General features: G+C 67.4%; 20 protein-coding genes. 15 read left to right on the top strand and 5 right to left on the bottom strand.

Annotated features, from left to right (window positions below; genetic code table 11):
• Nucleotides 1–17: 17 nt before the first annotated feature.
• A complete protein-coding gene (gene thrS / locus AC6CR5_RS01120; protein WP_006387989.1) occupies nucleotides 18–1,970 on the bottom strand; it encodes a threonine--tRNA ligase in 1,953 nt (650 codons plus the stop codon).
• 329 nt (nucleotides 1,971–2,299) lie between these two features.
• Nucleotides 2,300–3,214: a dTDP-4-dehydrorhamnose reductase gene (gene rfbD, locus AC6CR5_RS01115; RefSeq protein ID WP_047993531.1), complete on the bottom strand. Its 915-nt coding sequence runs from the start codon at nucleotides 3,212–3,214 to the stop codon at nucleotides 2,300–2,302.
• 291 nt (nucleotides 3,215–3,505) lie between these two features.
• On the opposite strand from rfbD, the gene AC6CR5_RS01110 reads away from it, so the two are divergent.
• Nucleotides 3,506–4,240 carry a response regulator transcription factor gene (locus tag AC6CR5_RS01110; RefSeq protein ID WP_020927042.1) on the top strand — a complete coding sequence of 245 codons (735 nt, stop codon included), beginning with the start codon at nucleotides 3,506–3,508 and terminating at the stop codon, nucleotides 4,238–4,240.
• A 54-nt stretch (nucleotides 4,241–4,294) separates the two neighbouring features.
• On the opposite strand, the gene hemN is transcribed toward AC6CR5_RS01110, so the two are convergent.
• A complete protein-coding gene (hemN, locus tag AC6CR5_RS01105; protein WP_047993530.1) occupies nucleotides 4,295–5,722 on the bottom strand; it encodes an oxygen-independent coproporphyrinogen III oxidase in 1,428 nt (475 codons plus the stop codon).
• A gap of 162 nt (nucleotides 5,723–5,884) precedes the next feature.
• Here hemN and AC6CR5_RS01100 point away from each other — a divergent pair, with 162 nt between their 5' ends.
• Nucleotides 5,885–6,148, top strand: coding sequence for a hypothetical protein (locus AC6CR5_RS01100; RefSeq protein WP_006387985.1), 264 nt, complete (start codon nucleotides 5,885–5,887; stop codon nucleotides 6,146–6,148).
• Nucleotides 6,149–6,248: 100 nt separating this feature from the next.
• On the opposite strand, the gene AC6CR5_RS01095 is transcribed toward AC6CR5_RS01100, so the two are convergent.
• Nucleotides 6,249–7,727 carry a glycosyltransferase family 39 protein gene (locus AC6CR5_RS01095; RefSeq protein WP_498085213.1) on the bottom strand — a complete coding sequence of 493 codons (1,479 nt, stop codon included), beginning with the start codon at nucleotides 7,725–7,727 and terminating at the stop codon, nucleotides 6,249–6,251.
• Nucleotides 7,728–8,030: 303 nt separating this feature from the next.
• On the opposite strand from AC6CR5_RS01095, the gene AC6CR5_RS01090 reads away from it, so the two are divergent.
• From AC6CR5_RS01090 to AC6CR5_RS01040, 11 genes are all read left to right on the top strand, one after another.
• On the top strand, nucleotides 8,031–8,765 hold the full coding sequence (locus AC6CR5_RS01090; protein ID WP_020927038.1) for a FadR/GntR family transcriptional regulator: 735 nt from the start codon (nucleotides 8,031–8,033) through the stop codon (nucleotides 8,763–8,765).
• A 96-nt stretch (nucleotides 8,766–8,861) separates the two neighbouring features.
• Nucleotides 8,862–10,577 (top strand): thiamine pyrophosphate-binding protein, encoded by a 1,716-nt coding sequence (locus tag AC6CR5_RS01085; RefSeq protein WP_498085212.1) that lies wholly within the window; start codon nucleotides 8,862–8,864, stop codon nucleotides 10,575–10,577.
• Nucleotides 10,578–10,595: 18 nt separating this feature from the next.
• Nucleotides 10,596–11,837 carry a Zn-dependent hydrolase gene (locus AC6CR5_RS01080; protein WP_024068401.1) on the top strand — a complete coding sequence of 414 codons (1,242 nt, stop codon included), beginning with the start codon at nucleotides 10,596–10,598 and terminating at the stop codon, nucleotides 11,835–11,837.
• Between the two features lie 15 nt (nucleotides 11,838–11,852).
• Nucleotides 11,853–13,352, top strand: a complete 1,500-nt coding sequence (locus AC6CR5_RS01075; protein WP_316313786.1) for an aldehyde dehydrogenase — start codon at nucleotides 11,853–11,855, stop codon at nucleotides 13,350–13,352.
• Between the two features lie 195 nt (nucleotides 13,353–13,547).
• Nucleotides 13,548–15,122: an ABC transporter substrate-binding protein gene (locus AC6CR5_RS01070; protein ID WP_498085211.1), complete on the top strand. Its 1,575-nt coding sequence runs from the start codon at nucleotides 13,548–13,550 to the stop codon at nucleotides 15,120–15,122.
• A 93-nt stretch (nucleotides 15,123–15,215) separates the two neighbouring features.
• Nucleotides 15,216–16,223 carry an ABC transporter permease gene (locus AC6CR5_RS01065; protein ID WP_421466198.1) on the top strand — a complete coding sequence of 336 codons (1,008 nt, stop codon included), beginning with the start codon at nucleotides 15,216–15,218 and terminating at the stop codon, nucleotides 16,221–16,223.
• On the top strand, nucleotides 16,220–17,059 hold the full coding sequence (locus AC6CR5_RS01060) for an ABC transporter permease (RefSeq protein WP_006387977.1): 840 nt from the start codon (nucleotides 16,220–16,222) through the stop codon (nucleotides 17,057–17,059). Before AC6CR5_RS01065 ends, AC6CR5_RS01060 begins: the two co-directional genes overlap by 4 nt.
• A gap of 9 nt (nucleotides 17,060–17,068) precedes the next feature.
• Entirely contained in the window at nucleotides 17,069–18,703 is a 1,635-nt protein-coding gene (locus tag AC6CR5_RS01055; RefSeq protein WP_049075061.1) for an ABC transporter ATP-binding protein, read from the top strand.
• Nucleotides 18,704–18,752: 49 nt separating this feature from the next.
• On the top strand, nucleotides 18,753–19,073 hold the full coding sequence (locus tag AC6CR5_RS01050) for a cupin domain-containing protein (RefSeq protein ID WP_498085210.1): 321 nt from the start codon (nucleotides 18,753–18,755) through the stop codon (nucleotides 19,071–19,073).
• 104 nt (nucleotides 19,074–19,177) lie between these two features.
• Nucleotides 19,178–20,236, top strand: a complete 1,059-nt coding sequence (locus AC6CR5_RS01045; protein WP_498085209.1) for a histone deacetylase family protein — start codon at nucleotides 19,178–19,180, stop codon at nucleotides 20,234–20,236.
• 8 nt (nucleotides 20,237–20,244) lie between these two features.
• Complete coding sequence (locus AC6CR5_RS01040; protein WP_498085208.1) at nucleotides 20,245–21,141, top strand: DMT family transporter; 897 nt, start codon at nucleotides 20,245–20,247, stop codon at nucleotides 21,139–21,141.
• Between the two features lie 7 nt (nucleotides 21,142–21,148).
• On the opposite strand, the gene gntR is transcribed toward AC6CR5_RS01040, so the two are convergent.
• Nucleotides 21,149–22,174 carry an HTH-type transcriptional regulator GntR gene (gene gntR / locus AC6CR5_RS01035; protein WP_498085207.1) on the bottom strand — a complete coding sequence of 342 codons (1,026 nt, stop codon included), beginning with the start codon at nucleotides 22,172–22,174 and terminating at the stop codon, nucleotides 21,149–21,151.
• 132 nt (nucleotides 22,175–22,306) lie between these two features.
• On the opposite strand from gntR, the gene AC6CR5_RS01030 reads away from it, so the two are divergent.
• Both AC6CR5_RS01030 and AC6CR5_RS01025 read left to right on the top strand, forming a co-directional pair.
• On the top strand, nucleotides 22,307–22,849 hold the full coding sequence (locus AC6CR5_RS01030; RefSeq protein WP_026385244.1) for a TRAP transporter small permease: 543 nt from the start codon (nucleotides 22,307–22,309) through the stop codon (nucleotides 22,847–22,849).
• Between the two features lie 36 nt (nucleotides 22,850–22,885).
• Nucleotides 22,886–24,166 (top strand): TRAP transporter large permease, encoded by a 1,281-nt coding sequence (locus AC6CR5_RS01025; protein ID WP_498085206.1) that lies wholly within the window; start codon nucleotides 22,886–22,888, stop codon nucleotides 24,164–24,166.
• The last annotated feature ends 36 nt before the right edge of the window (nucleotides 24,167–24,202 follow it).

Here is a 24,202-nt window from a genome sequence, read left to right as displayed (position 1 = left end):
GAAAGCTCCTAGAAATGTTAAGCAGCGCTGCCATCGGGTTGATTGACGTCGCGGCGGGTGGATACGTCTTCGGACAGGCGGGCGACGAAGTCGTCGAACGCAATGGCGCCGAGGTCCAGACCGCCCAATCCGCGTACGGCGACGGTACCGTTTTGCTTCTCCTTGTCGCCGACGACGAGGATATACGGCACCTTTTGCAGGCTGTGCTCCCGAATTTTACGAGTGATTTTTTCACCGCGCAAATCGGACTCTACTCTAAAGCCTTGTTTTTTCAGGCTTTGCGTGATTTCAGCCGCATAATCGGCCGAAGGTTCGGAAATGCAGCACACCACGGCCTGCACCGGAGCCAGCCAGGGCGGCATCGCGCCGGCGTGGTTTTCGATCAGCATGCCGATGAAACGCTCGAGCGAACCCAGGATGGCGCGGTGCAGCATCACGGGCGGACGGCGCTGGTCGTTCTGGTCCACGTACTCGGCGCCCAGGCGCACGGGCATGGAGAAGTCGACCTGGATCGTGCCGCACTGCCAGTGGCGGCCGATAGCGTCCTTCAGCGTGTATTCGACCTTGGGGCCGTAGAAGGCGCCCTCTCCCGGAGAGATCTCGAATTCGCAGCCGGTGCGGCGCAGGCTTTCCATCAGGGCCTGTTCGGCCGTGTCCCAGACCTCGTCCGAGCCGATGCGCTTTTCCGGGCGCGTGGCGACCTTGTACAGCACTTCGGTGAAGCCGAAGTCGCGGTAGACCTTCTGCAGCAGGGCCGTGAAATCGGCGCATTCGTCCTGGAGCTGTTCTTCGGTACAGAAGATGTGGCCGTCGTCCTGCGTGAAGCCGCGCACGCGCATCATGCCGTGCAGCGAGCCGGACGGTTCGTTGCGGTGGCACTGGCCGAATTCGCCGTAGCGCAGCGGCAGCTCGCGGTACGAGTGCAGGCCGGCGTTGAAGATCTGCACGTGCCCCGGGCAGTTCATGGGCTTGAGGCCATAGACGCGGTTCTCGGACTCCGTCGTGAACATGTTTTCACGGTAGTTGTCCCAGTGCCCCGTCTTCTTCCAGAGCGAGATGTCGAGGATCTGCGGCGCCTTCACTTCCTGGTAGCCGTTGTCGCGATAGACGGAGCGCATGTACTGCTCCACCTGCTGCCACAGCGCCCAGCCCTTGGGGTGCCAGAAAATCAGACCAGGCGCTTCGTCCTGGAAGTGGAACAGGTCGAGCTCGCGGCCGATCTTGCGGTGGTCGCGGCGCTCGGCCTCTTCCAGCATGTGCAGGTAGGCTTCCTGTTCTTCCTTGGTGGCCCAGGCCGTGCCGTAGATGCGCTGGAGCATCTCGTTCTTGCTGTCGCCGCGCCAGTAGGCGCCGGCCACCTTCATCAGCTTGAAGACCTTCAGCTTGCCCGTGGACGGCACGTGCGGGCCGCGGCACAGGTCGATGAATTCGCCTTCGCGGTACAGGCTGAGCGGTTCGTTCGACGGGATCGAGGCGATGATCTCGGCCTTGTACTTTTCGCCGATGCCCTTGAAGAACTCGACGGCGTCGTCGCGCGACCAGACTTCACGCGTCACGACTTCATCTTTCTTGGCCAGCTCGGCCATCTTCTTCTCGATGGCCGCCAGGTCTTCCGGCGTGAACGGGCGCTTGTACGAGAAGTCGTAGTAGAAGCCGTTGTCGATCACGGGGCCGATGGTGACCTGGGCGTCGGGGAACAGCTCCTTGACGGCATAGGCCAGCAGGTGGGCCGTGGAATGGCGGATCATGTCCAGGCCGTCGGCGTCCTTGGCGGTCACGATGGCCAGGCGGGCGTCGCCCTCGATGCGGTAGCTGGTGTCGACCAGCGTGGAGTCGGCGCCGTCAAAGGTCACGCGGCCGCCCAAGGCGGCTTTGGCCAATCCCGCGCCGATCGACTGCGCCACTTCGGCGACCGTGACCGGCCCCGGGTATTGGCGCTGCGAACCATCGGGCAATGTGATCTGTACCATCGGGAGTGCTTCCTGGGGTTCTTGGGAAAAAGAAACGAAAAACGCGGCTGGTAGCCGCGTTTATCTGATTGTCTTGCTGAGTCCTACCGCTGACCTGACACGGTGAAACCCGACGCACGAAAAACTAACGCGACATGGGGCGAAAGTTCCGGGTCGTAGTTCGTGCCAGCGGGAAAAACATGGTATTCGGACCTTGCGGGGTAATTTCAGGACAACCTGGCGATGCGCCGCCAGCGAAACTGACGGGCTTTATCGTTGCCGATTGTAGCACCTTTTGCGCGCCCTTTCGTGACATTGGCGCGACAGTGCCGGCAAGAAGCGTGTCCGGATCAGGCCAGGTTGCGGCTGTCGGCGATCGCGGCCAGGGCATGGGTCACCCCGTCCTCCCAGTGCGGGGCGCGGATTCCGAAGGTGCGCTCGAGCAGCCGGCTGTCGAGCCGCGAATTCAACGGACGGCGCGCGGTGGTAGGGTATTGATCGGATGGCACTGCGCGGATGTCGGCGGGCGTCAACGTGACCGCCAGGCCGGCGCGCCGGGCCTGCCGGGCAATGAAGCAGGCGTATTCATGCCAACTGGCGTCGCCGGTGGCCGCCAGGTGGTACAGGCCGAACGGAAAGGCCCCGTCCGCCGGCCGCGCCAGGTAGCGAGCCAGGACCAGGGCGGTGGCATCGGCGATATAGGCGGCGCCCGTCGGCGCGCCGCGCTGGTCGCTTACCACGCGCAGCGTCTCTGGTTGACGCAAGGCCATGAGCATGGTCTTCAGGAAACTATTGCCGAACACTCCGTAGACCCACGAGGTGCGGAACACCAGATGCGCGGGATTCATAGCGCGCACCGCCTGCTCGCCGGCCAGCTTGCTGCGGCCATAGACGTTCAACGGCGCCGGTGTGTCGCGCTCGTCATAGGCCCCGGGCTTGGCGCCATCGAACACGTAGTCGGACGAATAATGGACGATCAGCGCGCCGCGCTCGGCAGCCAGCGCGGACAGCTCGCCCGCGGCCTCGGCGTTGATGCGCATGGCGCGCACCCCATCCTCTTGCGCCCGTTCGACCGCGGTGAAGGCAGCCGCATTGACGATGACGTCGGGCTTTTCACGCCGCACCAGCCGCGCGATCTGCAGCGGATAGGTCAGGTCGCAATCGGCCCGACCGACCGCCGTCACCACGCCCAGGGGCGCGAGGCTGCGCCGCAACTCGAAGCCGAGTTGGCCGTCCCTGCCTATCACCAGGATCTTCTTGGGCATCTGCCGTCCATCGCCATGCTTGCCTTGCGCCGCGGTCCGGCCACATGCCGGTCCGGAAAACAAGGGGATTCTATTCCCCGCGGGCGGCACCTCGCGAGCGGGCCAGTAACGTCGCACTACGTTATTACGAATGTAGTTTCGTCTTATTCGCGTTTAGTTTTTGGCCAGAACGAGCCGTAAGACCATAAGCTTCGCACTCGAATTTCGGACTGGTTACGGCGAGTGCGGAGCCGCCGCCCACGGGGCGCGCCCTTTTTACCGGACCGTTGCCATTGCCATTGTGGAGCCTTGATGAATACTGCCTCAGCGCCGGACGCCGCCTCCTTTCCCGAGCCGCGACCCAACGATGCAGGTGACCGCCCCAATTCTCGCAAGCACCTGCTGCTGTCGCGGCCGCCGCCCGTCATCCGGGTCGCGATCCTGGACGACCATCCGGTCGTCGCGCTGGGCGTCGGCGCCTACCTCGACTCGCGCCCCGGCTTCCGCGTCATCCACCAGGAAACCTCGGCCCGCAGGCTGCTGGAAAAACTCGCGACCTCGCCTTGCGACGTCGCCCTGATCGACTTCTACCTGCCCCAGGAGCCCTGGGACGGCGTCAACTACCTGCGCAGGCTGCGGCGCTATCACCCGTCCATGGCGATCATCACGTTCTCGGCCGGCAACCGCCAGGAGACCCAGTATGCGGCGTTCCGCGCCGGCGCCAACGGCTACCTGGCCAAGCAATGGGGCATGATCCTGCTGCCCGAGATGATCCACGGCGTCCTCAGCCGCAAGGACCCGTTCCTGTCCGTGCAGGAAGGCAAGATCCGCCCCCTGTCCCCCAGGCCGCCGCATGCCCTGCTGACCACTTCCGAGGTCGAAGTCCTGCGTCATATCAGCCAGGGGATGTCGGTCACGCAGATCGCCATGCGCCTGAAGCGCAGCAAGAAGACCGTCAGCACCCACAAGCGCCGCGCCATGCGCAAGCTGCAGCTGTCCGACGATCTGGCGCTGGCCCTGTTCCTGCGCGAAAAATTCGCGGAATGACCCCCACCCGGCGGCCGGCCGTCATCGCACGACGCCGACGCCCACTCCGGCGCCTCAAATGATGCGCGAGTAGCTGGCGCCCGTGCTGGCGCTGCGCAGATAGCCGTCGAACGCCATGGCGACCGCCCGGACGAAATACCAGCCCAGGCCGGTCACGCGCAGTTCGCCAGCGCCCAGGTTCACCAATCCCAGTTCGGCCAGGTTGGCCATCTGCGTCAGCTCCGGTCCGAAATACGTGCCGAACCGCAGGCCATGGCGCGCCTCGACGCGCGCGAAGTCCACGCGCCCCTGGCACATGATGTCCATGATGACCTCACGGCGGACCAGATCGTCCGCATTGAGCGCCAGTCCCTTTTCGACCGCAAACCGGCCAGATTCGATGGCGGCGTAGTATTCGTCGAGGTCCTTGGCGTTCTGGCTGTAGGTATCGCCGATGCGGCCGATGGCTGATACGCCGAGCGCGACCAGGTCACGATCGGGTTGGGTGCTGTAGCCCTGGAAGTTGCGATGCAATTGGCCGCGCTGCTTGGCGATGGCCAGGGCGTCGGTGTTCAAGGCGAAATGGTCCATGCCGATGTAGGCGTAGCCCTGCTTCAGGAACCCTTCGATGGCCGCGCTGAGCAGCCCGACCCGCGTAGCGCGGTCGGGCAGGTCGAGCGGATTGATGCGCCGCTGCGGCTTGAAGCGTTCCGGCAGGTGGGCGTAGGCGTACAGCGCGATGCGGTCGGGCCGCAACGCGCTGACCTGGGCGATGGTGCGCGCGAAGGACTCGGCAGTCTGCAGCGGCAGGCCGTAGATGAGGTCGACGTTGATCGAGGCATAGTCCAGCGCGCGGGCGCTTTGCATCAGGTCGCGCACGTCTTCGAAGGACTGCACGCGATGCACCGCCACTTGCACGCGCGCATCGAAATCCTGCACGCCGAAGCTCAGCCGGTTGAAACCCAGCCGTCGCAATTTCTCCAGCCGCTGCGGGGTGGCCGTGCGGGGATCCACCTCGATGGAGATTTCGGCGTCTGGTTCGAAACGGAATGCGCCGCGCAAGTCGGCCATCAGGCGGTCCAGTTCTTCGTCGGACAGGAAGGTAGGCGTGCCGCCCCCGAAGTGAAGCTGCGAGACCGGCATGCCCGCGCCCAGTTCGGCCACGTGCAACGCGATTTCCCCCCGCAGGGCATCGAGGTAACGCGCGGCGCGATCGTGATGGCGCGTGATGACCTTGTTACAGGCACAGTAGTAACAGACGGAATCACAGAACGGAATGTGTACGTAGAGCGACAGGGGCTCGTTCGTACAGGCCTCGCGCCGTTGCCGCAAGGCCTGGCGGTATTCGGCTTCGGCAAAACCGGGGTGGTAGCGGTCGGCCGTGGGATAGGAGGTGTAGCGAGGGCCGTTCTTGTCCAGCCGGGCCAGCAACTGGGGCGGAAAGAACGGTTCGGCCGCGGTGGCCGGCGGTTCGGCGGAAAGTGGGCGTAGGACGGCTTGCATACCCTTGATTATTCGCCCGAGGCTCCCCCCGGGCCTTGATCTTGCGCAAACCGGCTCGCAGGCAGGCAAAGGGGCGCAACAACCGAAACTGCCGGTCCTGGGGAGTGGCGGCGCCCGCCCCCGTAAAATGCGGGGATTCCCCCCATCACAAGGACCTTCCCCGTGGACACCGAACTCGACGGCCGCCTGCTCGCGCTGCGCCAGGCGCTGGCGATCGCCATCGCCCTTTCCACCCGCGGCAGCCCGCAAGCCACCGATATGGCGCTGGAGCTGCTGGACGACCTGAAGGCCAATCTGGACGACACGCCATCGGACAGCCCTTTCGACAAGCCCGAATGGGCGACCGGCGCGCACGACGAACTGGACGGCATTGCGCGCCTGGTGCGCGCCTTCACGCAGACGCCGGAACCCGATACCGGAACCTGATTCCCCGTTCAGCGAAGCGGGACGGCCGGCCGGGCCGCGGACATGCGCCGCCGCCCGCCCTTCCCGTCCATCGCCACCGCCCGGACGATCCCTGTCCGCGCTATGGCGCGGCATCGCCGCCGCAATCCGTGGCTGGCCGCCAGACCCGCCAGTACAGCGACGGAAACGCGGGTCCCACCGGCGCGAAGCCATCGGGCCGCGTCCGGCCCTTGCTCAATTCCAGGGCACCACACGCGGCCAGCAGGTCGGCGCCAACCCACGGGCTGAATCGCAGCTGCCCGTGGATCAATACCAACGGTTGCCCGGGCAGCCTCAACGCCAATGCGCCCGACTCCTCCCACGGCCCCGAGATCACGCGCACCGGACCGCCCAGTTCCGCGACGGCGCGCGGATGCAGCGTGTCCGCCAGGGCTTGCGCGTCGAAGTAACGCCAGTCGGAGGCGCGCCGCATCAGGCCGGCGCCATTGGGGCCGGTCAATTCCACCCGCGCCATCAGCAACAGCTGGATGAGCACGAACACCAGGACCGCCCGGCGCGGCCGGAAAAGCGCCTGCCAGGCCGATCGCGTCAGCTCCATCGCCGCCGGCACGACGAACAGCAGGAACGGCGTCCCCCAGTGCAACTGGATATGCGAACCCGAGACCAACGTCATCACGCTGACGAACAGCAGCGGGGTCAGGCCGAACGACAGCAACAGCGCGCGCGCCGCGTCGCCGTCCGCGGTCGGCGCGGCGGCGCGCGCGCGGCGCTCTCCACGGCCTGCGACCCAGAGCGCCGCAAGAAAAATCCAGGCCGGCAGCGCGCGGTTCAGCAATTGGTCGCCCCACCATCTGGCGACCTCGTGCGCGCGCCCGCTCCATGGCAGGCCAGCGGCCAGTGATGACGACATGGCATAGCCCAGCGGCTCGAAATCGTGGTGGATCAACCAGATCAGGTGCGGCGCGAACACGGCCAGCGCGGTCAGGCCCGCGACCTGCAGGCCGAACCGCTGCATGGGGTCGCGCCAGGCTTTGCGGCGGCACCAGAACGCCAGCACCGCCAGTCCCGCGACGGCGGCCTGGTACTTGGCCAGCGCGCCCAACCCAAGACAAAGGCCAAGCACGACCCACCAGCCGATCTTGCGGGTGCTGTAGGCCTGCCAGCACGCCGCCGCGCACCCCGCCACCAATGGAATCAGGACGATCTCGTGGTTGTAGAAGTACAACCGGCCGTTGTAGAACGTGATGCACAGGCCGGCCAACGCGGCCGTCGCGGCATAGGCCTCGCCGCGCATGCCGCGCAGCATGTTCCATAACAGCGCGAACGCCCCCAGCGTGCAGGCCGCGCCCAGGACATAGGTGGCCCAGGCATTCCAGCCCAGCAGGCGCACCACCGGCCACAGCAGCCAGGTCGGCAGCGGCGGATGTTTGTAGTAACCCCACTCCAGGCTGCGCACCCAGATCAATTGCTCGATGTTGTCGGTCGGCGGGACCAGCACGATCCGGTTCGACAACCAGAGCCAGGCCAGGGCGAACACCGCCATGCCGATGCCGGTCTGCCACAGCCCCGGTTTCCACGTCTCTTTGACGCCAGATTGCACGCCACTCTCCCGTTCCTGGCGTACGCGATGCCCCGCCCTGTCGCCCCGTTTCGAGGCGCAGGAATTATCAGATCCGGTCCGGCTCCAACGCCGGGGGATTTGTTCGGCAATTGTTCTGAAACTGTAAAGCCCCCCGCCCGCGGCCTACCCGCACAGGTGCCCCTAGCTGGCCTGACCACCAGATAGGAAGAGGGGAAATCCCTCTGATCGTTTTCCCTCTGTTGGGCGTTTTTTACTTTTATTTCAAGGGGAAGCTACCTATATTGGTGGCCTGACCACCTGACCAAAATTTGCAGTACCGAGATGAACACCTTCCAAGCCGTCGCCGTGACCCGCCTCTATCGCATGATCGCCGACCAGATCGCCGGGCGTATCCGCGCCGGCGATTTCCCGCGCGGCGGCCGGCTGCCGTCGGAACGGGAACTGGCCGAGCAACTGCAGGTGAGCCGGGCCTCGATCCGGGAAGCGCTGATCGCGCTGGAGATCGAAGGCTATGTGGAAGTGCGCGTGGGCACCGGCGTGTTCGTCACCGCCACGCGCGAGGCCGCCCCCGCCCTCACCGCCAGCGCCCAGGCGGCCACCCAGGACGATATCGGTCCCTTCGACCTGCTCGAAGCGCGCATGCTGATCGAACCCGAGTGCGCCGCGCTGGCCGCGCAGCAGGGTTCGCCGGCGCAGATCGCCGCCATCCGCGCGGCCCACGAAGCCATGTCGCTGACCGACGCGCCGGGCTGGCACGACCGCGAATTCCACAGCGCCATCGCCGCCGCCTGCGGCAATGCGGCGCTGGCGGCGGCGGTGGCGCATTTGTGGAGCCTGAGCCTGGCCAGCCCGGTGTTCAGCCGCATGCAGGACTACTTCGTCAACACCAAGGTCTGGGCGGTCGCCCATGCCGAGCACCAGCGCATCCTGACCGCCATCCTGGCGCGCGATCCGATCCGCGCGCGCCATGCCATGCATGCGCACCTGATCGGCATCCTGGCGCGCCTGCGGGAAGACTTCGGCGACGACGACGGGAGCATCCGGCCCGACATCTAGGCTTCGCTCGCCATCCCGCCGGCGCCGCCGCGCCCCTGCCTTGCCATGAAACCAGTCCGCGCCGGACGCGGACAGCACCTCCCCGGGAGTGTTTGCATGACGGTTGTAGCCCCCCTGCCGCGCAATGGCGGCCAGATTTTGATGCAGCAGCTGCGCATCCACGGCACGCGCCGGATCTTCATGATCCCGGGCGAGAGCTACCTGCCCTGCATCGATGCGCTCAATGAACATCGCGGCGCCATCGAACCGGTGGTCTGCCGCCAGGAAAGCGGCGCCGCCTACATGGCCGAGGCGCATGGCAAGCTGACCGGGGAACCGGGCGTCTGCTTCGTCACACGCGGTCCGGGCGCCACCAATGCCAGCATCGGCGTGCATACCGCCTTCCAGGATTCAACGCCGATGATCCTGTTCGTCGGCCAGGTCGGCAACGACTTCTACGAACGCGAGGCCTTCCAGGAGATCGACTACCGCCGCATGTTCGGCCAGATGGCCAAATGGGTGGCGCAGATCGACCGCACCGACCGCATTCCGGAATTCGTGGCGCGCGCCTACGCCACCGCCACCAGCGGCCGCCCCGGCCCGGTGGTGCTGGCGCTGCCGGAAGACACCCTGTGGGGCACCGCGACAGTGGCCGACATGCCGCGCTACCAGCGCGTGGCCGCCAGCCCCGGCCAGTCCGACCTGGAACGCATGCGCCAATTGCTCGACCAGGCCGAACGGCCCGTCATGGTGCTGGGCGGCAGCGGCTGGAATGCCGACGCGATCGGGCAGATCGCCGCCTTCGCCGAACGCTTCGAATTGCCGGTGGCGACCGCATGGCGCCGGCTCGAATGTTTCGACCAGCGCCATCCCAATGCCGCCGGCCAGATGGGCTGGGGCATGACCGAGGCGCTGCGGACCCGCATCAGGAACGCCGATCTGGTGCTCGCTGTCGGCACGCGCCTGGGCGAGGCCACCACGGAGGGCTACGAGTTGATCGAGAGCCCGCTGCCGCGGCAGGCGCTGATCCATGTCCATCCGGATCCGCAGGAACCGGGCCGCGTCTACGCCCCGACCCAGGCCATCGCGGCCAGCGTGGCCGGGTTCGCACAAGCGGTCGCCTCGCTGCGGCCTGCCCACGCCACGCCCCGCGGCGCGGCGGTGCGCGCGGCCCATGCCGAATACCTGGATTCGCTCAAGCCGCTGCCCTCGCCCGGCCCGCTGGGCCTGGACGCCGTGGCCGCGCTGGTCAACCAGCGGCTGGCGCCGGACGCCTGCATCACGGTGGGCGCGGGCAACTACGCGCTGTATCCGCACCGCTATCGCCAGTTCACCGGTCCGGGCACCAGCCTGGCGCCCACCGTGGGATCGATGGGCTACGGCCTGCCGGCGGCGGTCGCGGCCAAACTCGAATACCCCGGCAAAACCGTGGTCTGCTGTGCCGGCGACGGCTGCTTCCAGATGAACCTGCAAGAGCTGGGCGTGGCCCAGCAGTACCGGCTGGGCATCGTGGTGCTGGTGTTCAACAACGGCATGTGGGGCACCATCCGCGCGCACCAGGAACGCGAGTTTCCCGGACGCCCGATCGCGCTGGACTTCGAGAACCCCGATTTCACACAGATCGTGCGCGGCTACGGCGGCTATGGCGAAGCCGTCGAGCGCACCGAGGATTTCGCCGCGGCGTTCGACCGCGCGCTGGCCTACGCCGAGCGCGAACGCCGGCCCGCGCTGCTGGAAATCCGCTACGACGCCGACGGCATCGCCCCCGGCCAGACCCTCACCGCCATCCGCGACGCGGCGCTGGCCCGCCAGGCCGCCGCCTCCACCCACTAACACCGAACGAGGATCCCCATGACTTCATCCCTGTCCGTCAACGGCAACCGGCTCTGGCAATCCCTGATGGATCTGGCCGAGATCGGCGCCACGCCCAAGGGCGGCAACTGCCGCCTGGCCCTGACCGCGCTCGACGGCCAGGGCCGCGACTTGGTCACCGGCTGGATGCGCGACGCCGGCCTGACGATCCGCGTGGACCAGGTGGGCAACATCTTTGCCCGCCGCGCCGGCCGCAACGACGCGCTGGCGCCGGTGATGACCGGCAGCCACATCGACACGCAGCCCACCGGCGGCAAGTTCGACGGCTGCTTCGGCGTGCTGGCCGGCCTGGAAGTGATGCGCACCCTGAACGATGCCGGCGTGCAGACGGAGGCGCCGCTGGAGCTGGCCATCTGGACCAACGAGGAAGGCTCGCGCTTCGTGCCGGTGATGATGGGGTCGGGCGTGTTCGCCGGCAAGTTCTCGCTGGAAACGGCGCTGAGCGCACGCGACGCCAAGGGACTGGCGGTGCGCGACGAGCTGCAGGCCATCGGCTACGCCGGCACGGAACCGGTCGGCGGCCGCCCGGTGGATGCCTATTTCGAGGCTCACATCGAGCAGGGTCCGATCCTGGAGCACGAAGAAAAAGTGATCGGCGCGGTGACCGGTTCGCTCGGCCTGCGCTGGTACGACGTCACCGTGACCGGCATGGAGATGCATGCCGGCCCCACGCCCATGGGCATCCGCCGCGACGCGCTGTTCGCCGCCAGCTACCTGGTGCAGGCGGTCATCAACATCGCCAACGCGCACCAGCCGCACGGGCGCGGCACGGTGGGCGAGATCCACGCGCATCCAGGTTCGCGCAACGTGATCCCGGGCCAGGTGCGCTTCACCACCGACCTGCGCCATGAGGACGAGGCCACGCTCACGCGCATGGACCAGCAATGGCGCGAGGCCTGCCGCGAGATCGCCGACAGGCACGGCGTGCAGGTGGAGGTGAAGGACGTGCAGTACTTCCGCCCCACCCCGTTCGATCCCGATCTGGTGGAGAAGGTGCGCCAGGGCGCCGCGCGCCGCGGCCTGCCCGCCATGGACATCGTCACCGGCGCCGGCCACGACGCCGTCTACATGGCCGCCGTGGCGCCCACCGCCATGATTTTCGTGCCGTGCAAGGACGGCATCAGCCACAACGAAATCGAAGACGCGCAGCCCGCGCACCTGGAAGCCGGCTGCAACGTGCTGCTGGACGCCATGGTGGCCCGCGCCAACGCCGCGCGCTGAATCGAGGACCTCGTCATGACCCTGCATACCCTCGACTACTGGCAAGCCCGCGCCGCTGCGCTGACGCTGCGCGGCCAGGCCTACATCGATGGCGCCTACGCCGACGCCGCCGACGGCGCCACCTTCGCGGCCACCAGCCCGATCGACGGCCGCAAGCTGGCCGATGTGGCCGCCTGCGGTAAGGCCGATGTCGACCGCGCCGTGGCGGCCGCCCGCCGCGCCTTCGAGGCCGGCGTCTGGTCCCAACTGGCGCCGCGCGAACGCAAGGCGCGCCTGACGCGGCTAGCGCAGCTCATCACCGAACACAGCGAGGAACTGGCGCTGATCGAGACCCTGGACATGGGCAAGCCGATCCGCGACGCGCTGGCCTTCGACCTGCCCGAAACCGCGCATTGCTACGCCTGGTATGGCGAGGCCATCGACAAGCGCTACGACGAGATCGCGCCGACGGGGGGCAATGCCCTGGCCACGGTCACGCGCGAACCGCTCGGCGTGGTGGCCGCGGTGGTTCCCTGGAACTATCCGCTGCTGATGGCGGCCTGGAAGGTCGCGCCGGCGCTGGCCGCCGGCAACAGCGTGATCCTCAAGCCGGCCGAGCAGTCGTCCCTGAGCGCGCTGCGGCTGGCGGCGCTGGCCGAGCAGGCCGGCATCCCCGCGGGCGTGTTCAACGTGGTGCCCGGCACCGGTCCGGTCGCGGGCAGCGCGCTGGGCCTGCATCCGGACGTGGACTGCGTGGCCTTCACCGGCTCCACCGCGACCGGCAAGCGCTTCATGAGCTACTCGGGCGAATCGAACCTGAAGCGCGTGTGGCTCGAATGCGGCGGCAAGTCGCCCCACATCGTCTTCGAGGACTGCCCCGACCTGGATCGCGCCGCGCTAATCGCCGCGCTGGCGATCTTCTCGAACCAGGGCGAAGTGTGCATCGCCGGCTCGCGCCTGTACGTGCATGACGCCATCTACGACGCCTTCATGGAGAAAGTGGCGCACCACGCCGCCGAGATGCGGCCGGGCAATCCGCTGGATCCGGCCACGGCGCTGGGCGCCATGGTCGACGAGCGCCAGACGCGCTCGGTCATGGCGCGCATCGCGGCCGGCCAGGCCGAGGGTGCGACGCTGCGTATCGGCGGACGCCAGTTGCACACGGACAGCGGCGGCTTCTACATCGAACCCACCATCTTCGATTGCGCTGACGCCTCCAGCACGCTGATCCGCGAGGAAATCTTCGGCCCGGTGCTGGCGGCACAGCGCTTCCATACGGAAGACGAAGCCATCGCATTGGCCAACGATTCCTCGTACGGCCTGGGCGCCGGCCTGTGGACCGCCAACCTGGGCCGCGCGCATCGCCTGTCGCGCCGCCTGCGCGCCGGCCTGGTGTGGGTCAATTGCTACGCCGACGGCGACATCACCGTGCCGTTCGGCGGCGTCAAGCAGTCGGGCTTCGGCCGCGACAAATCGCTGCACGCGCTGGACAAGTACAGCGACCTGAAAACCACCTGGATCGACATCACCCAATAGCGCGCCCGCCGTGCACCTCGTCTGTCGCCGCATTGGTGCGCGGCGCCGTCTCTGCACCCATACGTAGCATTGTTGTAGCAGCTCCACCCCGCAGTTCCCCGAGAAACAGGTGGCACGAGGTTTGCTTGTCATAGCCGGCACACGCCGCGTGACGCGCGGCCACCTGACAACCCTCTTCCAGCCCGGAGGCTCGCAGTGAAATCGAAGACTTGGTTCTCCCTCAGCATCGGCGCCCTGGTCCTGGCGGCCGCCTTGCCCGCCACGCAGGCGCTGGCCCAGACCAAGGGCGGCACGCTCAACATGATCGTCCAGCCCGAGCCGCCCGTGATCGTCACGGCCATCAACCAGCAGGGTCCCACCCAGTTCGTCGCCGGCAAGATCTACGAAAGCCTGTTGACGTACAGCACCGACCTCAAGCCCCAGCCCGGCCTGGCCAAGTCGTGGGAAGCCTCGAGCGACGGCCTGACCTACACCTTCCACCTGCAGGACAACGTCAAGTGGCACGACGGCAAGCCGTTCACCGCCGACGACGTGGCCTTCACGCTGTCGGACATGCTGCCCAAGACCCATGCGCGGGCCCGCGTGATTCTGAACAAGTTCGTCGATTCGGTGCAGGCCAGCGACCCGAAGACGGTGGTCATCAAGCTGAAATCGCCATTCCCGGCCTTCATGCTGATGTTCGAACCCGGCTTCGCGCCGATGATGCCCAAGCACATCTACGCCGGCACCGACTACATGACCAACCCGGCCAACCAGAAACCGATCGGCACCGGCCCGTTCGTGTTCAAGGAATGGAAACGCGGCGAATACATCAAGCTGGCGCGCAACCCCGACTACTGGAAGCCCGGCAAACCCTACCTGGATGAGCTGGTGTTCAACGTGATCCCGGACGCGGCCTCGCGCGCGGTGGCGTTCGAGCGCGGCAGCGTCGACGTACTGCGCGGCGGCGATGTCGACAACGTCGACATCAAGCGCCTGCGCGCCCTGCCCAAGGTCGAATACACCACCGCCGGCTGGGAGATGTTCTCGCCCCAGGCCTACCTGATCTTCAACATGCGCAAGCCGCCCTTCGACAACCTGAAGGTGCGCCAGGCGGTGATGGCCGCGATCAACCGCAACATGGTGGTCAACAACATCTTCTTCGGCCTGGGCAAGGTCTCGACCAGCCCGTTCGTGACCACCGAGATGTTCTATGACAAGAACATGCCGCCGATGCCCTTCGACATGAAGAAGGCGCGCGCGCTGATCAAGGAATCGGGCATCAAGCCCGGCGACTACACCATCCGCCAGTTGAGCTTCCCGTACGGCTCGACCTGGGACCGCCTGGGCGAGTACACCAAGCAGGCGCTGGAACAGCTGGGCTTCAAGGTCAACCTGGAATCGACCGACGCCGGCGGCTGGGCCAGCCGCACCGGCAACTGGGACTTCGACCTGACCACCAACTTCACCTACCAGTACGGCGATCCGGCGCTGGGCGTGCAACGTCTGTACATCTCGTCGAACATCGTCAAGGGATCGCCGTTCGCCAACGTGCAGGGCTACAACAATCCCGAGACCGACAAGCAGTGGGAAGCCGCCGCGTCCGAGGTCGACCCGGCCAAGCGCCAGGCGCTCTACACGCAGCTGCAGACCACGCTGGTCAATGAAGTCGCCAACGGCTTCCTGGTGGACATGGAGTTCCCTACGCTGTATCGCGCCAACGTCAAGAACCTGGTCAAGACGGCCATCGGCCTGAACGAGTCGTTCGACGAAGTCTACATCGAGAAGTAAGCGCCGCAAGCCGCAAGCGCAGCCAACCCCGGCTCGCTTGCGGCGCCCGGCCGCGCGACGGACGTCCGCGCCCGTCCACGGAGGACCCAGAGCATGAAATTCCTGTCTTTCCTGGTTTCGCGCATCGGCAAGGCCCTGGTGGTCGTGCTGGGCGTGGTCATCATCAATTTCTTCCTGATCCGCCTGGCGCCCGGCGACCCCGCCGCCGTGCTGGCGGGCCAGGCCGGCGCGGGCGATGCCGCCTACGTCGAGCAATTGCGCGTCGCATTCGGGCTGGACAAGCCGGTGCTGACGCAGTTGTTCCTGTATCTGAAGGGCGTGGTCCAGCTCGACCTGGGCTTTTCCTATCGCAACCACGTGCCGGTGCTGGACCTGATCGTCGAACGCCTGCCCGCCACCTTTCTGCTGATGTCCTGCGCCTTCATCTTCTCGATCGTGCTGGGCGTGCTGCTGGGCGTGGTCGCGGCCAAGGCGCGCTACCGCAACAAGCGCCGCTGGATCGACAGCTCGGTCATGACCGGCGCCCTGCTGCTGTACGCCACGCCGCTGTTCTGGCTGTCGCTGATGGGCATCCTGCTGTTCTCGGTGGTGCTGGGCTGGCTGCCGGCCTTCGGCATGGAAACCGTGGGCGCCGGCCTGACCGGATGGGCGCGCGCCGCCGACATCGCGCAGCACCTGATCCTGCCGACGGTGACGCTGGGCTGCTTCTTCATGGCGGTGTACGTGCGCCTGACGCGCGCCTCGATGCTGGAGGTGATCGGCATGGACTTCGTCAAGACGGCGCGCGCCAAGGGCGTCAGCCCCGGCCGCGTGATCCGCGCCCACGTGCTGCGCAACGCGCTCTTGCCGGTGATCACCTTCGCCGGCATCCAGCTCGGCCAGATGGCCGGAGGCGCGGTGCTGACCGAGACCGTGTTCGCCTGGCCCGGCATCGGCCGGCTGATGTTCGACGCGCTGCTGCAACGCGACTACCAGCTGCTGCTGGGCATTTTCCTGGTGACCTCGATCATGGTGGTGGTATTCAACCTGTTGACCGACGTGCTGTACCGCCTGATCGATCCGCGCATCAGCGCGGGCGCGCAACAAGGAGCCGCGGCATGAAGCAATTCGCCCGACGCTATATGCGCAACTACGGCGCGGTGGCCGGACTGGCCATCGTGCTGGCCGTGGTCATCGTGGCCCTGGCCGCGCCGCTGCTGTACGAGGATTCGCCCTGGATGATGGTGGCCGATCCGCTGATCCCGCCCTTCACCGACGCCGCCTACCCGTTCGGCACCGACATGCTGGGCCGCGACATCACCGCCGGCCTGGTGTGGGGTGCGCGGGTCTCGCTGATGGTGGGCCTGCTGTCGACCGCCGTGGCGCTGGTGTTCGGCATCGTCGTTGGCGCCATCGCCGGCTACTGCGGCGGCCGCGTCGATGACGCGCTGATGCGCTTTACCGAGTTCTTCCAGACCATCCCGCAACTGGCGATGGCGGTGGTGCTGGTGGCGATTCTCGGGCCCTCGATGTATTCCATCATGGGCGCGATCGCGGTGGTGTCCTGGCCGCCGGCGGCGCGGCTGGTGCGGTCCGAGTTCATGACGCTCAAGCAGCGCGAATTCGTGCAGGCCGCCATTGTCATCGGCCAGACCCCGGCGCGCATCGTCGGCACGCAGATCCTGCCGAACGCCATGTCGCCCATCATCGTCTCGGCCTCGTTCATGGTGGCCACCGCCATCCTGACCGAATCGTCGCTGTCCTTCCTGGGACTGGGCGACCGCAACGAGATGAGCTGGGGCTTCATGATCGGCGCGGCCCGCACCATGATCCGCGAAGCCTGGTGGATGAGCGTGTGGCCGGGCGTGGCGATCCTGCTGACCGTGCTGGCCATCAACCTGATCGGCGAAGGCCTGAACGACGCCCTCAACCCGCAACTGCGCAAGCGCGGCGAATAGGAGACCGGCATGAACGCTTCCCCGCCCCTGCTGTCCATCCAGCACCTCAGCATCGCCCTGCCCCGCGGCGGCGACCGTCCGTTCGCGGTGCAGGACGTGTCATACGACATCCACGCCGGCGAGATCCTCTGCATCGTCGGCGAATCCGGCTCGGGCAAGTCCATGAGCGCCAACGCCATCATGGGCCTGCTGCCCGACTACCTGACGCCGCAACAGGGCCGCATTCTGTTCCGTGGCACCGACTTGCTGCGCCAGGACGAAGCCACGCTGCAGGGCATGCGCGGCAAGGACATGGCCATGATCTTCCAGGAACCGCTGTCGGCGCTGAACCCGCTGATGACGGTGGGCGAACAGATCAACGAGGTCATGCGGGTCCACAACGCCTATCCAGGACCGGAACGCATGCGGCGCACGCTGGAACTGCTGGCCTTCGTCGGCCTGCCCGATCCGGCCACGCTCTACCATGTCTATCCCTTCCGCCTGTCGGGCGGCCAGCGCCAGCGCGTCATGATCGCCATGGCGCTGGCGCTGGAACCGGCGCTGCTGATCGCCGACGAGCCGACCACGGCGCTGGACGTCACCACCCAGGCCCAGATTCTGGCGCTGATCGCCCGCATCCAGAAGGAAAAGGGCATGGGCGTGATGTTCGTCACTCATGATTTCGGCGTGGTCGCCGAGATCGCGCACCGGGTGGCGGTGATGGAAAAAGGGGTGCTGGTCGAACAGGGCCCGGCCGAGGAAGTGCTGAACCGCCCACGCCATCCCTACACCCAGCGCCTGATCGCGGCGGTGCCGCACAGGCGCGGCGAGGAACGCGCCACCGCCACGCCGGAACAACCGGTGCTGGAAGTGAAGGATCTGAGAAAGACCTACGTCGTCGGTCATGGCTGGCTGGGCGGCAAGCGCGAGGTGCATGCGGTCGACGGCGTCAGCTTCAGCGTGCGGCGCGGCGAGACGCTGGGCATCGTCGGCGAGTCCGGCTCGGGCAAGTCGACCATCGGCAAGTGCCTGCTCAAGCTGGTCGGCATCAACGGCGGCCAGTTGATCTTCAATGGTCAGGACATCGCCGCCATGCCGGAGTCGCGCTTCCGGCCGCTGCGCAAGGACATCCAGATGATCTTCCAGGATCCCTTCGCCTCGCTCAACCCGCGCCATACCGTGGGCCGCATCATCAGCGACGGCCCGGTCGCCAACGGCGTGCCGCGCGCCCAGGCCGAGGCCCGCGTGCGCGAGCTGCTGTCGCTGGTGGGTCTGGATCCGTCGGCCTTCGACCGCTACCCCAACCAGTTCTCCGGCGGCCAGCGCCAGCGCATCGGCATCGCCCGCGCCCTGGCGCTGGAGCCCAAGGTGCTGGTGGCCGACGAATCGGTATCGGCGCTGGACGTGTCGGTGCAGGCGCAGGTGCTGCAACTGCTGCACGACCTGCAGCAGCGCCTGAAGATCGCGCTGGTGTTCATCACCCACGACCTGCGCGTGGCCGCGCAGATCTGCAATTCGGTGCTGGTCATGCACCGGGGCAAGGTGGTGGAATACGGATCGCCCAGCCAGATTTTCGACAACCCGCAGCACGCCTACACGCAACAACTCATCGCCGCCGTGCCCGGCCAGCACTGGGATCCGACCCAGGCGCAGGCCGCGGCGTGAAGCGCATGACCCGCCGCGACGCCCGCGGCACCCCAACCAGGAGACTCGCATGCAACGCCCGCCCGCCGTGCCCACCGTCCAGATCGACAACGAGCAGGTCACCGTCACCGAATGGCGCTTTCCGCCCGGCGGAGAAACCGGCTGGCACCGCCACGGCATGAACTACGTGGTGGTGCCGCAGACCACCGGCCCGCTGCTGCTGGACACGCCCAACGGCCAGGTCACCAGCCAGCTGACCACTGGCGTGTCCTACTACCGGCCGGTGGGCGTGGAGCACAATGTCATCAACCCGGGCGACACCGAGTTCGTCTTCGTCGAGATCGAGATCAAGCAGCCGGGAAAGGCCCCGGACGCCGGCTGTTCGCACTGACCGGCCGCCCTGGGCCGACGGCCACGCATCGACCGTCGCGCCCTGAGCCACGCATCCACCCGCCGGTCGGCGGGCCCGGTTCCGCCGACACGCAAAGGACCACCATGAAGGCGTTTTTCTCGGAAGAACAACTGCTGCACACCCCCCAGCAGTTCATGCGGCTGGGACGCATCAGCGCCCCCACCGACCTACCCTCTCGCGCCCACAGCCTGCAAGGCGCGCTGGCCGCCCGCGGCATCGCGGTCGAGGCGCCGCCCGACTACGGCCGCCAGCCGCTGGAAGCCGTCCACAGCACGGACTACCTGGACTACCTGGAAACCGCGTTCGCCCGCTGGCAGGCGCTCAAGGCCCCGGGCGTCGACCCCGGCCCGGAAGTGCTGCCGAACCTGTCGCCCTACTACAGCGGCCGCGTCGAAACGGCCGGGCGCGGTCCCTGCCCGTCGCCGTCGATCGTGGCGCAGACCGGCTACTACCTGAGCGACCTGTCCTGCCCCATCGGCGCGCATACCTGGCGCTCGGCGCTGCGCTCGGCCCACAGCGCGGTGGCCGCGGCCGAGCACGTGGCAGTCTTCGGCGGATCGGCCTATGCGCTGTGCCGCCCGTCGGGCCACCACGCCCACCGCGACCGCGCTGGCGGCTTCTGCTACCTGAACAGCAGCGCGGCCGCCGCCGCGCGGCTGCTGCAGACCTGGTCCAAGGTGGCGGTGCTGGACGTGGACGCGCACCATGGCGACGGCACCCAGAACATCTTCTACCAGCGCGCCGACGTGATGACGGTGTCGCTGCACGCCGACCCTGCCGGCTACTACCCGTTCTACACCGGCTACGCGCACGAGCGCGGCCATGGCGCCGGCAAAGGCTGCAATCTCAACCTGCCGCTGCCGCACGGCACCGGCAACGACCCGTTCCTGCGGGCCCTGGATACGGCGCTGGCGGCGCTGGCCGGCTACGGGCCACAGGCGTTGGTGCTGGCGCTGGGCTTCGATACCTACAAGGATGATCCCATCAGCGTGCTGCGGCTGGACATCGACGCCTACCGCGACATCGGCGCGCGCGTGGCCAGCCTGGGCGTGCCTACGGTGGTGGTGCAGGAAGGCGGCTACATGGTGCAGGCCATCGGCCCGGCGCTGGACGCATTCCTGGAAGGCCTGGCCCGCGCCTGAACCCTGCCATGAGCAACCCCGCCGCCGTTTCCTCCGTCCCGGCCCCAGCCGCCGGCTCGCGCCAGGCCGGCATCCTGCTGTTCTTCGCGGCGCTGGTGGCCTTTGCCACCTTCGATGCCGGATCCAAGCAGATGCTGGCCCGCTATCCGGCGCCGTTCCTGAACATCGTGCGCTATATCGCCGTGGCGATCCTGGCGCTGGCGCTGCTGTGGCGCCAGCGCTGGCCCGGCCTGCGCGCCGCCCCCCACAAACCCCTGCTGGTGCTCAGAGGCCTCATGCTGGCAACGGTCGGCACCTGCTTCATGACGGCGCTGATCTGGATGCCGCTGTCCGAGGCCACGGCCATCTACTTCACCTCGCCGCTCATCATGGTGGCGCTGTCGCCCTGGCTGCTGGGCGAACGCGTGCGGCCGGTGCAATGGGCCGCGGTGGCGGCGGGCTTCGTCGGCATGCTGTTGATCGTGCGGCCGGGCGGCGACCTGCCCTGGCTGGGCACGCTGCTGATGGCGGTGTCCGCGGTCAGCTACGCCATCTTCCAGGTGCTGACCCGCAAGCTGTCGGGCAAGGTGGCCGGGCCGGTCCAATACGCCTATACGGCATTCATCTGTCTGATCGTCACCGCGTTGCCCGCGCCGTTCTTCCTGCCGGATCCCTGGCCGGACCTGACGGACATGGCCTTGATCGTGGGCCTGGGCGCCTGCAGCGGACTGGCGCAGATCCTGCTCATCGCCGCCTTCCAACGCGTCGCGGCGGCCACGCTGGCGCCGCTGAACTACTTCCAATTGCTGCTGGCGGTGGCCTTCAGCACCTTCTGGTTCCAGCGTCCGCCCGACGCGCTGGCGCTGACCGGCATCGCCATGATCATGGCGTCCGGCGTGTTCCTGGCGCTGCGCCGCGCCGGCTGACGCGGGGTCAGGTGGTTTCGCGCCGCACCAGCGTGAAGCCCAGGTCGATGTGGCGTTGCTCGATGGGCTTGCCGGCCAGGTGGCGCATCAGCAAGAGCGCCGCCTCGCGGCCGATCTCGTAGCGCGGCGTGGCGATGGTCGACAGCGGCGGCGTGGTCCAGGCCGTGCCCGCGAAATCATGGAAGCCGACCAGTGCCATCTGGTCCGGCACGCTCACGCCCAGGCGGCCGCACTGGAACACCGCGCCCTGCGCCAGGTCGTCATTGCAGAAAAACACCGCGTCGCAATCGGGATGTCCGGCCAGCAGCGTTTCCAGCAGCGCCGCGCCCAGCGCGATCGACGACTTCTCGGGCGTCATGATCTCCAGCGCCGGATCGTACAGGCCGGCGTCGCGCAACGCCTGCCGGCAGCCTTCGCAGCGCCGCAGCGAGCGCGGATCGAGCTGGGCGCCGACGATGCCGATGCGTCGGCGGCCGCGTTCGACCAGATGACGGCCGGCGGCGTGGCCCGACTCGAACTGCGAGAACCCGACGCTCATGCCATCGCTGCCTTCGAGCGTCTCGATGGTGTGGACCGTGGGCATGCCCTGCGCCCGCAGCAGTTCCCAGACCCCTGGGTTGTGGTCGATGCCGGTCAGGATCAGGCCGTCGGGCAGGTGCTGCAGGTACTTGCGCAACAACGCCTCCTCGGCATCGGGCGAATATCCCGTGACGCCGATCAGCAGGTGATAACCCTGCTCGTCCAGCACCTCCTTGATGCCGCTGATGATGTCCACGAACACCACGTTGCTCAACGACGGAATCAGCACCACGATGGTCTGCGAGCGCGCCGACGCCAGCGCGCTGGCGGCATGGTTGGGCACGTAGCCCAGTTCCTGGCAGACCTGGGTGATGCGCAGGCGCACCGCCTCGGCCACCTTGTCGGGGGTGCGCAAGGCGCGCGACACGGTGATCGCGCTGACCCCGGCGCGGCGCGCGACCTCTTGCATGGTCACGCGGCCGGCGCGGGTGCTGCGGGGCTTTCGGATGGACATCGGCCGTTCTGAGCGGTTGGCGAGTCCGTAGTCTGACGTAAAGATCAGGGCTTGCCAAACCAAAAATGTTAGCGCTAACATCGGTACCGCGATACCCATAAAAATTCCGGAAAACGGAACGAGGAGACAAGCATGCATGGTTCCCCCCCAGGGCGGCCCGGTGCCGGCCCGATGGCGCGCGCGGCGGATTGGTGCGCTCGATTGCAGACCTGGCTGATGGCCGGTTGCCTGGCGGTCATGGTGGTGTTGCTGTTCGGCAATGTCGCCATGCGCTACCTGTTCAATTCCGGCATCAACGTCTCCGACGAAATCTCCCGGCTGGCCTTCGTCTGGCTGATCTTCCTGGGCGCGGTGCTGGCGTTGCGCGATCACCAGCACATCGGCGTCACGATGCTGGTGGAACGCTTCGGGCCGGCCGCGCGCCGTGTCTCGCACGTGGTCTGTCAGCTGCTGGTGCTGTGGATGCTGTGGCTGCTGGCCGACGGCAGCTGGGCCCAGACCCTGATCGGCCTGGATACCCGCCTGCCCGTGACCGCGATGCCGCTGGCGGTGTTCAACGCCGCCGCGCTGTACGCCGCCGTCGCAATGGGCCTGCTGACCCTGTTCGACCTGGTTCGCGTGCTGGCCGGCGGCCCGCTGCCCGCGGAATCCAGCCCCGAAGACCCGCTGGTCTGACCCCGGCCCCTTGCCTCCACGTTCGGACCCGCCCCAATGATCCTGACCATTTTCCTGCTGGTGCTGCTGGGCTTCATCGCCCTGGGCATGCCGATCGCGTTCGCGCTGCTGTTGAGCGCGGTCGCCATGATGTTCCAACTCGATTTCTTCGATACCCAGATCCTGGCGCAGAACATGCTGTCGGGCGCCAACAGCTTCACGCTGATGGCGGTGCCGCTGTTCATGCTGGCCGGCGAACTGATGAACGCCGGCGGCATTTCGCGCCGCATCGTCAACCTGGCCAGCATGTTCGTCGGCCACATCCAGGGCGGCCTGGGCTACGTCGCCATCTTCGCCAGCGTGCTGCTGGCGGCCCTGTCCGGCTCGGCCGTGGCCGACGCGGCCGCGCTCGGATCGCTGCTGATCCCGATGCTGCGCGAGAAAGGCTACGACGCCGGCCAGGCCTCGGGGCTGATCGCCGCGGGCGGCATCATCGCGCCGATCATCCCGCCGTCGATCTCGTTCATCATCTTCGGCGTCGCCACCAACGTTTCCATCACCAAGCTTTTCTTCGCCGGCATCGCCCCCGGCCTGATGATGGGCCTGACGCTGGTGGCGGTGTGGACCTGGGTGGCGCGCAAGCACGGCGCCATCAAGCCCGCGCCGCGCCAGCCCTGGAGCGCCCGGCTGCGGGCGCTGCGCGAATCGGCCTGGGCGCTGCTGCTGCCCGTCATCATCATCGGCGGCCTGCGCGGCGGCATCTTCACGCCTACCGAAGCGGCGGTGGTGGCCGCCGTCTACGCGCTGCTGATCAGCCTGTTCGTCTACCGCGAGATCGGCCTGCGCCACCTGCTGCCGCTGTTCATCAACGCCGCCCGCACCACCGCCATGGTGATGTTCCTGGTGGCCGCCGCCATGGTCTCGTCCTACATGATCACGCTGGCCGACATGCCGCAGGACCTGATCGCGCTGCTGGAGCCGGTGCTGGACCACCCCAAGCTGCTGATGTTCGCGCTGCTGGTCCTGTTGACGCTGATCGGCACGGTGATGGACCTGACGCCCACCATCCTGATCCTGGCGCCGGTGCTGATGCCGGTCGTCACGCAGGCCGGCATCGACCCGGTGTATTTCGGCGTCATGTTCGTCATGGTGGGCTGCGTCGGCCTGCTCACGCCGCCGGTGGGCACCGTGCTCAACGTGGTCTGCGGCGTCGCCCGCATCAACATGGAAACCATCTGCAGGGGCGTGTGGCGCTATGTCGCGGCCTACACGCTGCTGCTGGTACTGCTGGTGATCTTCCCCGAGCTGATCACCGTCCCCGCGAGCTGGATGCACTGAGGCCCGTACACAGAGGCGCCGACCCCGCGCCATTCA

The organism is Achromobacter sp. EG18, assembly GCF_059759395.1.
Note: the sequence above shows the minus strand (reverse complement) of the source record. Positions and strands in the feature narration are given on the sequence as shown.

Bases quoted from the DNA above. Each gene is read 5' to 3' on its own strand.
- AC6CR5_RS01110 (WP_020927042.1), top strand. From the start codon at position 3,506: ATGAATACTGCCTCAGCGCCGGACGCCGCCTCCTTTCCCGAGCCGCGA.
- AC6CR5_RS01040 (WP_498085208.1), top strand. From the start codon at position 20,245: ATGAGCAACCCCGCCGCCGTTTCCTCCGTCCCGGCCCCAGCCGCCGGC.
- hemN (WP_047993530.1), bottom strand. From the start codon at position 5,722: ATGCAAGCCGTCCTACGCCCACTTTCCGCCGAACCGCCGGCCACCGCG.
- AC6CR5_RS01050 (WP_498085210.1), top strand. From the start codon at position 18,753: ATGCAACGCCCGCCCGCCGTGCCCACCGTCCAGATCGACAACGAGCAG.
- AC6CR5_RS01075 (WP_316313786.1), top strand. From the start codon at position 11,853: ATGACCCTGCATACCCTCGACTACTGGCAAGCCCGCGCCGCTGCGCTG.
- AC6CR5_RS01090 (WP_020927038.1), top strand. From the start codon at position 8,031: ATGAACACCTTCCAAGCCGTCGCCGTGACCCGCCTCTATCGCATGATC.
- thrS (WP_006387989.1), bottom strand. From the start codon at position 1,970: ATGGTACAGATCACATTGCCCGATGGTTCGCAGCGCCAATACCCGGGG.
- AC6CR5_RS01060 (WP_006387977.1), top strand. From the start codon at position 16,220: ATGAAGCAATTCGCCCGACGCTATATGCGCAACTACGGCGCGGTGGCC.
- AC6CR5_RS01080 (WP_024068401.1), top strand. From the start codon at position 10,596: ATGACTTCATCCCTGTCCGTCAACGGCAACCGGCTCTGGCAATCCCTG.
- AC6CR5_RS01045 (WP_498085209.1), top strand. From the start codon at position 19,178: ATGAAGGCGTTTTTCTCGGAAGAACAACTGCTGCACACCCCCCAGCAG.
- AC6CR5_RS01055 (WP_049075061.1), top strand. From the start codon at position 17,069: ATGAACGCTTCCCCGCCCCTGCTGTCCATCCAGCACCTCAGCATCGCC.
- AC6CR5_RS01025 (WP_498085206.1), top strand. From the start codon at position 22,886: ATGATCCTGACCATTTTCCTGCTGGTGCTGCTGGGCTTCATCGCCCTG.
- AC6CR5_RS01030 (WP_026385244.1), top strand. From the start codon at position 22,307: ATGCATGGTTCCCCCCCAGGGCGGCCCGGTGCCGGCCCGATGGCGCGC.
- AC6CR5_RS01085 (WP_498085212.1), top strand. From the start codon at position 8,862: ATGACGGTTGTAGCCCCCCTGCCGCGCAATGGCGGCCAGATTTTGATG.
- AC6CR5_RS01065 (WP_421466198.1), top strand. From the start codon at position 15,216: ATGAAATTCCTGTCTTTCCTGGTTTCGCGCATCGGCAAGGCCCTGGTG.
- gntR (WP_498085207.1), bottom strand. From the start codon at position 22,174: ATGTCCATCCGAAAGCCCCGCAGCACCCGCGCCGGCCGCGTGACCATG.
- rfbD (WP_047993531.1), bottom strand. From the start codon at position 3,214: ATGCCCAAGAAGATCCTGGTGATAGGCAGGGACGGCCAACTCGGCTTC.